10 protein-coding genes are annotated in these 10,234 nt (G+C 31.1%); 8 read left to right on the top strand and 2 right to left on the bottom strand.

All coding sequences use genetic code 11. The annotated features are described in order from the left end of the window. A partial coding sequence (locus ACYUEW_RS05990; RefSeq protein WP_278001758.1) for a DUF1963 domain-containing protein occupies window positions 1-142 on the top strand: 142 nt, incomplete at its 5' end. 74 nt (window positions 143-216) lie between these two features. Next, window positions 217-945 (top strand): LysM peptidoglycan-binding domain-containing protein, encoded by a 729-nt coding sequence (locus tag ACYUEW_RS05985; protein WP_460276419.1) that lies wholly within the window; start codon window positions 217-219, stop codon window positions 943-945. 170 nt (window positions 946-1,115) lie between these two features. Here the strand turns inward: ACYUEW_RS05985 and ACYUEW_RS05980 are convergent, their stop codons facing one another. Next, window positions 1,116-2,015 carry a GNAT family N-acetyltransferase gene (locus ACYUEW_RS05980; RefSeq protein WP_460276418.1) on the bottom strand — a complete coding sequence of 300 codons (900 nt, stop codon included), beginning with the start codon at window positions 2,013-2,015 and terminating at the stop codon, window positions 1,116-1,118. A 162-nt stretch (window positions 2,016-2,177) separates the two neighbouring features. On the opposite strand from ACYUEW_RS05980, the gene ACYUEW_RS05975 reads away from it, so the two are divergent. Together ACYUEW_RS05975 and ACYUEW_RS05970 are read left to right on the top strand one after the other, a co-directional pair. Continuing rightward, window positions 2,178-2,867 carry a FadR/GntR family transcriptional regulator gene (locus ACYUEW_RS05975; RefSeq protein WP_460276417.1) on the top strand — a complete coding sequence of 230 codons (690 nt, stop codon included), beginning with the start codon at window positions 2,178-2,180 and terminating at the stop codon, window positions 2,865-2,867. Between the two features lie 38 nt (window positions 2,868-2,905). Beyond that, window positions 2,906-4,150 (top strand): CynX/NimT family MFS transporter, encoded by a 1,245-nt coding sequence (locus ACYUEW_RS05970; protein ID WP_460276416.1) that lies wholly within the window; start codon window positions 2,906-2,908, stop codon window positions 4,148-4,150. Window positions 4,151-4,258: 108 nt separating this feature from the next. Here the strand turns inward: ACYUEW_RS05970 and ACYUEW_RS05965 are convergent, their stop codons facing one another. Beyond that, window positions 4,259-5,560 (bottom strand): MATE family efflux transporter, encoded by a 1,302-nt coding sequence (locus ACYUEW_RS05965; protein ID WP_460276415.1) that lies wholly within the window; start codon window positions 5,558-5,560, stop codon window positions 4,259-4,261. Window positions 5,561-6,083: 523 nt separating this feature from the next. Here ACYUEW_RS05965 and ACYUEW_RS05960 point away from each other — a divergent pair. The 4 genes from ACYUEW_RS05960 to ACYUEW_RS05945 all read left to right on the top strand — a co-directional run bounded on the left by ACYUEW_RS05960 (window position 6,084) and on the right by ACYUEW_RS05945 (window position 10,010). Next, entirely contained in the window at window positions 6,084-7,226 is a 1,143-nt protein-coding gene (locus ACYUEW_RS05960; protein WP_043032020.1) for a 1-propanol dehydrogenase PduQ, read from the top strand. A gap of 102 nt (window positions 7,227-7,328) precedes the next feature. After that, the gene (locus ACYUEW_RS05955; RefSeq protein ID WP_460276414.1) at window positions 7,329-8,159 is read left to right on the top strand and encodes a MerR family transcriptional regulator; all 831 of its coding nucleotides are present in this window, start codon (window positions 7,329-7,331) and stop codon (window positions 8,157-8,159) included. A 485-nt stretch (window positions 8,160-8,644) separates the two neighbouring features. Continuing rightward, the gene (locus ACYUEW_RS05950; RefSeq protein ID WP_003402123.1) at window positions 8,645-9,757 is read left to right on the top strand and encodes a membrane protein; all 1,113 of its coding nucleotides are present in this window, start codon (window positions 8,645-8,647) and stop codon (window positions 9,755-9,757) included. Next, the gene (locus ACYUEW_RS05945) at window positions 9,744-10,010 is read left to right on the top strand and encodes a hypothetical protein (RefSeq protein WP_003361887.1); all 267 of its coding nucleotides are present in this window, start codon (window positions 9,744-9,746) and stop codon (window positions 10,008-10,010) included. Before ACYUEW_RS05950 ends, ACYUEW_RS05945 begins: the two co-directional genes overlap by 14 nt. The last annotated feature ends 224 nt before the right edge of the window (window positions 10,011-10,234 follow it).

Raw genomic sequence — 10,234 nt, 5'->3', positions numbered from 1 at the left:
TACATTATTGCTTCAATTAGATTGTGAAGATGAATGTGATTTAATGTTTGGAGATGCTGGAGTAGCCAACTTTTTTATAAATGAAGAAGATTTAAAGAAACTTGATTTTACTAAAGTTTTATATAATTGGGATTGCTGTTAAGTATAAGTATATGTAACTTTGTTTCTGATATAACCATATTATAAAATGTAAAGATTATTAAAGTGGTGAGAAGGATGTATTTATATCCAATGACAAATTTTTATGGTAGTGAACCATATCGCACAGATGAATTGTTAGAACAAATATATGATCCAAACATTTATCCAGTTACCGAAGCAGATTCAGGAGTAGACCCTAATTATATATATGCCGAATACAGATCTATAGATGATATGGATTGTCCTGATATGTTTAGAGTTACTGAATCAGAAATGGCCCTAAGAGATACCATGCGTATGCTTTGGGAACAACATTCTGTTTGGACAAGATTAGCTATAATGAGTATAGTAGCAGGTTCACCCAATGAGGATCTTGTTGTAGCTAGGCTTCTTAGAAATCCTAAAGATTTTGAGGAAGCATTAAGACCTTTCTATGGTGATGAGGTTGCTGCTGAATTTAATAAGTTGCTTACAAGTCATCTTGTTATAGCTTCAGAAATTGTTAAGGCCTCTAAGGCGGGGAATACTGATGCAGCAGCAGATGCTGAAAAAAGATGGTACGAAAATGCAGACCAAATTGCTGAGCTACTTAGCAAAATTAATCCTTATTGGTACTTTGAAGATTGGCAAGCAATGTTACATGAACATTTAGCACTTGTTAAAGCTCAAGCAGTTACTATACTTACATCAGATTATGAAAAAGGTATTTCCATATATGATGATCTTGAAATGCAGGCTTTAGAAATGGCAGATATGATGGCAGAGGGCATTATAGAACAGTTTCCAGAAAGATTTCAAGATTAAACTTTAAAACAATTAATTTTTTATTAAAAGGATATGTTAGATTAAAAGATTGATTTATAACACAAAATAAGGTAGTCAGTGTTGACTACCTTATTTTAATTAAAACTTTATTTATATTTAAATTATTCGCCTTTTATATAGTGTTTCAAGGTAGTTATTACTTATTTTAATTATTTTGTTTGCTGTTTTATCTTATTCATAAAATCCTGCTTCTTTACTACAACGGGAGTAACTGGCTCACCGTAAAAATCTATTGGTTTTCCTAATACTTCACACCCAAGCTGTTTTAATATTATTACAGTTACATCCCTTGCATCTATAAAAACTTTTTCTACATCAAGATTAAACATTTCATTTAGAGAAAATATAGCCATTTTTTTGCCTATTCCTAAGCCACGGAGCCTTTTATCCACTGCAAATCTTCCCCAATGCCATTGATTATCTTGGCACCAACAGGCTACCACTCCAATAATGTCTTCACCTACTCTTGCACACCACCAAATTTGCTTCAAATCTTTATTTATAGGTATTAATTCTTTAGGGATATTTTGTTCATAAGCAAATATTTCTGTGGTTAACCTTATTGCATCATCCAGATAATTTGATGATAATCTTTCTATTTTTATTCGAGAATCATCCTTTATAAGATTATTTTTTAATGCAAGAATACGAAATTCTTTTAAGGATTTTGAAATGTTATCATTAACAGTGTCATTTCCTAAATCTAGGATTTCATTGATAAACTTATTAGCTTCCATATCTCCATTTATCATAGCTTCCAATCCTGATGAAAGAAGGCTAATGTGTTTTATTCTTTTGTCAGTAGGAGATTTTTCTATTTTAATAAAATTTTTAGCTTTTAAACTATTAAGAATTCTACTTAAGGAAGCTTTATCAATTCCTAATTGTATTGCCAATTCGTTAAAAGGAGTAATGCCATTTTGTTTAAGATAGTTCAATACATGAGCTTGTACTAATGTAAGTCCAGAATTTAGACAATTATAATTAAGTAGTCCTAATTCTCTTATGATTAGTCTTAGTTCCTTTCTAACTATTTCTGCCTTATTCAATTTAACATCTCCATTCGTTGATATTATCAATGAAATTATTATACTATATTGAGATTTGCACTGCAATATATAAGTTTTTAGCATACCTTGACAATATCAACTGATTCATGTTATCATACAATAAACCAATCATCCTACGTTTGGAAAGGGGAATATTATTATATGGCTATTCAAAAAATAAATCGTTCAACTTTAGTAGGGCAGGTAACTGCTCAGATTGAAAATATGATAGAAAGTGGCTTATGGAAAGTAGGGGAGAAGATTCCTGCAGAACCGGAATTAATGAATAAATTTGATGTGAGTAGAAACACTTTAAGAGAAGCAATTCAATCTTTAGTTCATGTTGGTATGCTTGAAACTAGACAAGGTATAGGAACTATTGTAAAATCCAACAGTAATTTAGGAATGGCGTTGGAGAAAAAAATTGAAAAAAGCGATCTTTTAGAAACATTAGAGGTTCGTTTGGCGCTTGAAAGGGAAGCAGCGCAACTAGCTGCTGAGAGAAGAGATGTAGAAGATCTAGAACAAATCCAAACTTGCCTAAAAAAATGCAAGATAGCTGCTGAAAACAATGACCCACTCCAATTCATTAAAATGGATATTGATTTTCACAAGTCTATTGTACAGGCTACACATAATAAGATGTTTATTGAGCTTTATGAACATATTACCGATTCATTACAAAATTCCGTTGATAAAGTAATGGAAATAAAGAATACCACAAGCTTTGAGAGTGAAATTCATTATAGTTTACTTGAGGCAATTAAAACAGGAGATACAAAATTAGCTGTTGAGAGTGTTAATGAATATTTGAACAAGGCAAAAGAAGCTCTGTATACCATGATAAATTAATAAAAGGAAAATATACGAAATACTAGGAGGAAACTCATATGATGTCACTAAATAAATCAGATAAAAAACCAAATAATATGGATTTTAAGGTACGCAAATCAGCATCGCTGATGCTTATTATAGGTATTATATTTATTGCGGCCAATTTACGAGCACCTTTAACTTCCGTTGGACCTTTAGTAAAATTTATTAGAGACAATTTACATATATCAAACACACTAGCTGGTATGATTACTACACTACCATTATTCGCTTTTGCACTTTTTTCACCGGTTGCACCTAGATTGGGACGTAAGTTTGGAGTTGAACTAGTACTACTATTGTCAGTTATATTTCTTACTGTTGGTATTATTCTACGTTCTTTGTCAGGGGTTGCTGGTTTATTTATTGGTACTGCTATAATAGGTCTAGCTATTTCCGTTGCTAACGTATTAATACCCAGTCTTATTAAACGAGATTTTCCAGAGAAAATCGGTGTTATGACAGGTGTTTATTCAATATCTATGAATACATTTGGAGCAATAGCTTCTGGTATAAGTGTTCCAATAGCTACTAGATTAGGATTAAAATGGTCTGGAGCATTAGGAATATGGGGAATTTTAAGTTTTATATCAATTATACTTTGGTTACCTCAAGTAAAAGGCAATGATGAAGGAGTATCTGAGGGTCATAAAACAGTTAGTAGCAATGTGAATTTGTGGAAGTCATCCTTAGCATGGCAGGTGAGTTTGTTTATGGGACTGCAATCTTTAGTGTTTTATTCTATGGTAGCATGGATGCCAGAGATTCTAATGCAGAAAGGTATGAGTTCCAATAAAGCTGGTTGGATGCTTTCTCTTATGCAATTAGCTCTGATTCCTTTCACTTTTATTGTTTCAGTTCTTGCAGGACGCAGATCTAATCAACGCTCTTTAGTTATAAGTGGGTGTTTATTTATATTAATTGGAATCGCCGGATTACTTTATGGAAGTTCACAATTTGTGTTTCTATGGATTATTATATTAGGAATCGGTGGAGGTTTTGCATTCAGTTTATCAATGATGTTTTTTAGTTTACGTACGGAAAATTCAAATGAAGCTGCTCAATTGTCTGGAATGGCACAGTCATTGGGATATCTGCTTGCCGCCTTTGGACCAATATTGTTCGGATTTCTTCACGATGTAACTAATGGCTGGAAGGTTCCACTTCAAGCACTAATCGGTATTACAGTCTTGTTATTTATATTTGGTCTAGGCGCATCTCGTAATAGGTATGTAGCCTCATACTTAAAAGTGGTAAGGTAGATGAAATCTATGTAAAACAAAAACAAAACTCTCCATCATTATAACTATGATAATGATAGGGAGTTTTGATAATTTTGGGTTATTTTCATTTTGAGTTTATGCATTTGCTCATAATCTTTTTAAGGATTTCTTAGCAAGAAATACACCTACAATTAGTGTTATTATTTCTGACAAAGGGAAGCTTAGCCATATTCCAATCATTTGAAAGAAATAAGATAGAAATAAAGCTACAGGAACAATAATGCAACCACTACGTAAAATTGAAATAGTGAAAGCATGTCTTGGTTCATTTATAGAACTTAATACAGCTGATGTAATGATATTAATTCCTGCAAAGAAGAAACCAGCAAAATAAATAATCAATCCATTAGATGCAGTTTTTGAGAGAATTTTTATATGATCTCTATTGAATATTTCTACTAATTGATTATTAAAAATAACAATAAGAGCATATAAAACAATTGAAACTACAAGGGATGCATAGATTGCATATTTAAATAATTGTAGAATTTTTTTATTATTCCCTTGTCCAAAATTTTCACTTAATAAAGGTTGTGTTCCTTGAGCAATGCCTGTGAAAATAGAAGTTGCTACCAAAGCCAAATTAGCCACAATACCATAGGCTGCCACACCTATATTTCCGGAAATATTTAATATAAGTAAATTAAATACAATAAGAATAATACCAGAAGCAATTTCCGTAATGAAGGATGATACCCCTAAACTACAAATATAAGTTATCTGCTTTATTGATAATTTTGACTTATGAAAATGGAAGCGATTTTTCTTTTTAATATAGTGCCTTGTTAAAATACACATACTAATAATAGGTGCTAGCCCTGTTGCAAAAGCCGCTCCAAACATTCCCCACTGAAGAGGAAAAATAAAGATATAGTCTAAAATAATGTTTGCTAGACTTCCGATTAACATTCCAGCCATTGACAGCTTAGGATTTCCGTCATTTCTAATAAAAGCTATAAAAATATTATTAAGAATAAAAAAAGGTGCAAAACACAGTAGTGTTTTTAGATAGGTATTTGTCATACGAAAGATATTTTCATCTGCTCCTAATAAACTACTAAGTGTTGAAGATCCCAATAAACCAATCAGTAAAAAAAATATTCCCAAGAGAATCCCAATTTTAATGGAGTTGGTAAAAATAATATTTGCTTTGTTATGCTTATTTCGTGCTTGATAAATAGAATATTTTGTAGCACCACCAATTCCAATTAAAAGTCCTGTCGCATTAATAAAACTGTAAATGGAAATTGATAAATTTAGAGCTGTTAATCCCGTTACTCCTAATCCGTTAGATACAAAAAAAGTATCCGCTAAAATATAGCATGAAAGACCAAGCATTCCTATAACATTTGTTAAAATATAGCGCATAAATGTATTTTTAATACTCATTTTCATGATTCCTCCTAAAAATAAACATAAAAAAATACCTAACATTTATTCCTACTAAGACCTAAAGGAATAAAGTTAAGTACTATGAAATGAGTTACCCGGTGGCAACTTATTGGTGTTTAATTATTAAATTTTCTAAATAATATCATATTCCATTAGATTTTGTCAAGAAGATATAAACTTAAAAGCTGATGCGGATAAAAGAATAAAGAAAGGTAAGTATAACCCTATACAGCAAACAAGTATGGCATTTACAGGTGACTATATAACTAAGAGAAGAAAATGCAGAAAGAAACTTTGGCGAGCTTATTTATTTAGAGGGAAATCACAATTTTTCACTATAATTTGACACAAATCCCGTTGTAATAGTATTGTATTCTTAATATAATATTGGTATAATACATTAAGAAAAGTTTATTATAAACTTAGTTTGATTGTTATAATTGTAGGTTAATTTTATATTTAAGTTAAAGAATACCAAATTCATTCATATCTTGATATTTTTTTATAGGAGAAAATGCATATGAAAGAATTTAGTATTAATACAGATGTCTATTTTGGAGAAGGATCTTTAGATAGACTAAAGGAAATTAAAAATAAAAGAGTACTAATTGTATGTGATAAATTTATGGAAACTTCAGGTATGGCTGCAAAAGTACAACAAAAACTTGTTGATTGTGAAGTAGCTATATATAGCGATATTGTACCTGATCCATCTGTAGAAGTTATTGCATCTGGTATTCAAAAACTTCAAAGTTGTAATGCAGAGGTTATGATAGCTCTTGGTGGAGGTTCATCAATTGATGGAGCTAAGGCCATGAAAGAATATGCCAAAAAAATTACTGGAGGAGTTTCCACTATAGAAGAGTTTTATGCTATACCTACTACAAGTGGTACAGGCTCTGAAGTAACTGAATATGCAGTAATTACAAATAAACAAGAAGGATTAAAGTATGCTCTTACAGATAAATCACTTCTTCCTACGGTTGCTATTCTTGACCCTGAGTTGGTTAAATCTGTACCCAAAGCTATAACTGCGGATACAGGAATGGATGTAATCACACATGCCATGGAGGCCTATGTTTCAAAAAATGCTACTGATTTTTCAGATGCTCTTGCAGAAAAAGCCTTTACTTTAGCTTTTAGATTTTTACCACAGGCTTATGCTGATGGGAATGATATTATAGCAAGAGAAAAACTTCACAATGCATCATGCCTTGCTGGTATGGCTTTTAATGCAGCAGGACTTGGAATTACTCATAGTTTAGCTCATGCAGTAGGTGGGAAGTTACATATTTCTCATGGAAGAAGTAATGCAATAATACTTCCTTATGTAGTTGAATATAACGCTAGTTTAAATAAAGAAACCTTTAATGTTGAATATGACGTAGCAGCTAAGAAATATCAAAGGCTTGCTAAGTTATTAAAATTGCATGCGCCAAATGTAAATATTGGTGTTAATAATCTAATTAAAAGTATTGTAGAACTTCAAAATACATTAATGATTCCAGCCACATTAAAAGAACAAGGCGCTGATATGGCTTTGGCTGAAGCGTCAAGAGAAGAGATTGTTAATGCAGCTCTTAAGGATGTGTGTACAACAGCAAATCCTAGAGAAGCTACAAAGGAAGATTTATTAAAAATTTTAGAAAAAGTTTTAGGATAGACTATTTTATACCACTCAGTAATGGGTGGTATTTTGCTCAAATTTTCAGAAAAATTGAAAAATTAAATACAATTTATAATATAAAAAATAAGGGGGATTAATATGGAAGATGAATTATATTCAATAGGTAAAGTTGGTAAGATATGCAAAATAACAAAAAAAGCATTAAGATATTATGACAAAATGGACATATTATCACCTGATAAAGTAGCTGATGAAAGTGGTTACAGATATTATAGCAAGAATACTTTATTATCTGTTCCAGTTATAAAATATTATAAACAAAGTGGATTTAAGCTTGAAGAAATGAAAGGTTTTTTAGAGGGGAAGACCTATGATTTTTTTCATACAAGTTTTAGAAATAAAATAGATGAATTAAAAGATCTTGAAAAAGAAATAAATTTAAAATTAAGATCCGTTAAGGATTGGGATGATCTTATAGTTGAAGCCCAAATGGTAATTGAAAATAATGTTTCTGATGTAGCTATAAAATATATAGATAATCGTACTTTAACTTTTTTAGATCAAGATTTTGAATATGACTATATGGATTCTATAATTAACATAGAATTTACAAATTACATAGATAGTATAGATAATGCAATAACAGGGCCTGTAATCATACGTTTTCCATGCTTTCAAGATAAAATGAATGGAAAATGCAATAAGATGAGGATAATGCAGGAGACAATTTTAAAATGTAAGGAAGAATTGAGTGTGGAATTTGGTGGTTGGATGGTAGCCGCTTGTTATCATATAGGACCTCATGAAACTATTAATGAAACATATAAAAAAATAAAGGATTGGACTGAAAAACATGGTTATATATGTTCTGAAGAATCCTATGAAAGATATGTAACAGATTATTGGACAACTAAAAATAGAAATAGATTTGTAACAGAAGTTTTAATAAAAATCAGTAGACAAAAATAATTTAGCCCCGGTGAAAACGTTGACCCTAGGGTAGACTATAAAGGGTTAATAATACTCCTTTTGTTAAAAAAAACACAATAATATCAAACAAAACACAAATTTATTGTTTTTATAGAATTAAAAATACCTGGATTATTATCCAGGTATTTCTATATTTATCGCTTAAGAACATCAAATGTAACTTTAACTTAATAAAGGGTTTAGAAGTATTTATTGAGTTTCCATTGGTAGATATAATACTAATTTTTTTAATCTTATTTAAATATTCTTGAAAAATACATATTGACCTTACCCTATAGGGCAGGGAATATAATCTACTTAAGAATAAAGTACCTACAAGATAGAAAGTGAAAAGGTGTTCAGTAATTTTAATGTAGAATGCACCAAATTATAACAATCTTAATGTATATTTATTATAAATTTTTATTTAACAATATGAATTTATAATATTATTAATTTTTTATAAGCGAAAGGAGAATTATTTTATGAATGGAGATTCAAAAGCAGTAAGCTTAGAAGCAGTTGCTGCAAAGAAGAAATTATCAAGTGATTTCTTCAAAAAGGGTATATCCCTGGCTTTATTTTCAGGACTTGCCTATGGATTATATACAGCGTTTTTAACTATGGGTATGACTAAAGGCGTTTGGGGGGACTGGTATGGTCCTAATACAGCAGGTTTATCAGCATTTGCTATAGCATACTTGCTTGCAGCTCTTGGTAACGCAATAAACGATACATGCAGTGCTGTTTGGGCACTTTTGTATGCAGGAGTTAAAGGTAAATTTGGAGACTTTTTAAGATGCATCAACACAAAACCAGGACGCATCATGATATTAGCAGCTCTTATCGGAGGACCTATAGCTGGTACTGCTTATGTTATAGCTCTTCAAATGGCTGGTTCAATAGTTGTTCCAATATCAGCTCTTTGCCCTGCAATTGCAGCTATACTAGGTAAAATTTTGTATAAGCAAGAACTAAATAAGCGTATGGCTTTTGGTATTTTAATATGCGTATGTGCAAGTTTTCTAATTGGTAGTACAGGCCTTAGTGGCGGTGCTTCAGCAAATACATTAATTGGTATTGCAATAGCTATTATTGCAGCTTTAGGTTGGGGATTTGAAGGTTGTGTAGCTGGATATGGTACAGCAATGATTGACCCTGAGATTGGTATTTGTATTCGTCAAGTAACATCAGGTATAGCAAACTTATTCATCTTAGTTCCAATTTTCGGAATGATGGCTGGTGGAATTGGAATCTCTACTGACCTTGCTGTAAAAGCATTTACAAGTTCTCCTGCAATGGTTTGGTTTGCTTTAAGTGGACTTTTATCATTTGTAACATTCATGACATGGTATGCTGGAAACAGTATGTGTGGAGCAGGACTTGGTACTGCATGCAATGGTACATATTCTTTCTTTGGACCATTATTCTGCTTATTAGTATTAGGAGTATATGGTGGAATGGACGGATGGTCATTACCTCCTGTAGCTTGGATTGGAGCTGTAATAATGATGTTTGGTATTCTTACAATATCTATGAATCCACTTGATTTATTCAAAGGAAAGAAAATGGAGGTAGATATAGATGAAACCGCTTAATTATGCAATTTTAAAATATTTTACTAAAGTTTCAGAAGCTTGTGCTGATGATGTTATAAAGGCGTTAAAAGGACAATATGGAAATTTTAAGGCTCTAAACAAAAAAGCTGTAATTAATGCACTACTTACAGCAGAAGCTAATGGTCTTATTGAAGAAACAAGATTCGATTTAGATAATAACAATGAGTTAAGAGTTTACTACCATGCACATGCAGAAGGTGCGGAAACAATCAACAAGTATATTCCGGATTAATTTCTAACATTAACCATAGGGGAATCCTTGTGAAAAATAAATCTTATGAAATTTTATAATAATAGCTTTAAATATTTAATTTTAGTAAGCATAATAATTAAATTTCAACTTAAAATATAAGATTTGCTATAAGTTTTTTCAATATTTTTACTATAAAAAATATATTGACTTTCCCCCAAAGGGTAAGGGATATAATCAGGATATAGCAATAAAAAATGCATGAA

Source organism: Clostridium sp. CTA-1, assembly GCF_054768215.1.
Note: the sequence above shows the minus strand (reverse complement) of the source record. Positions and strands in the feature narration are given on the sequence as shown.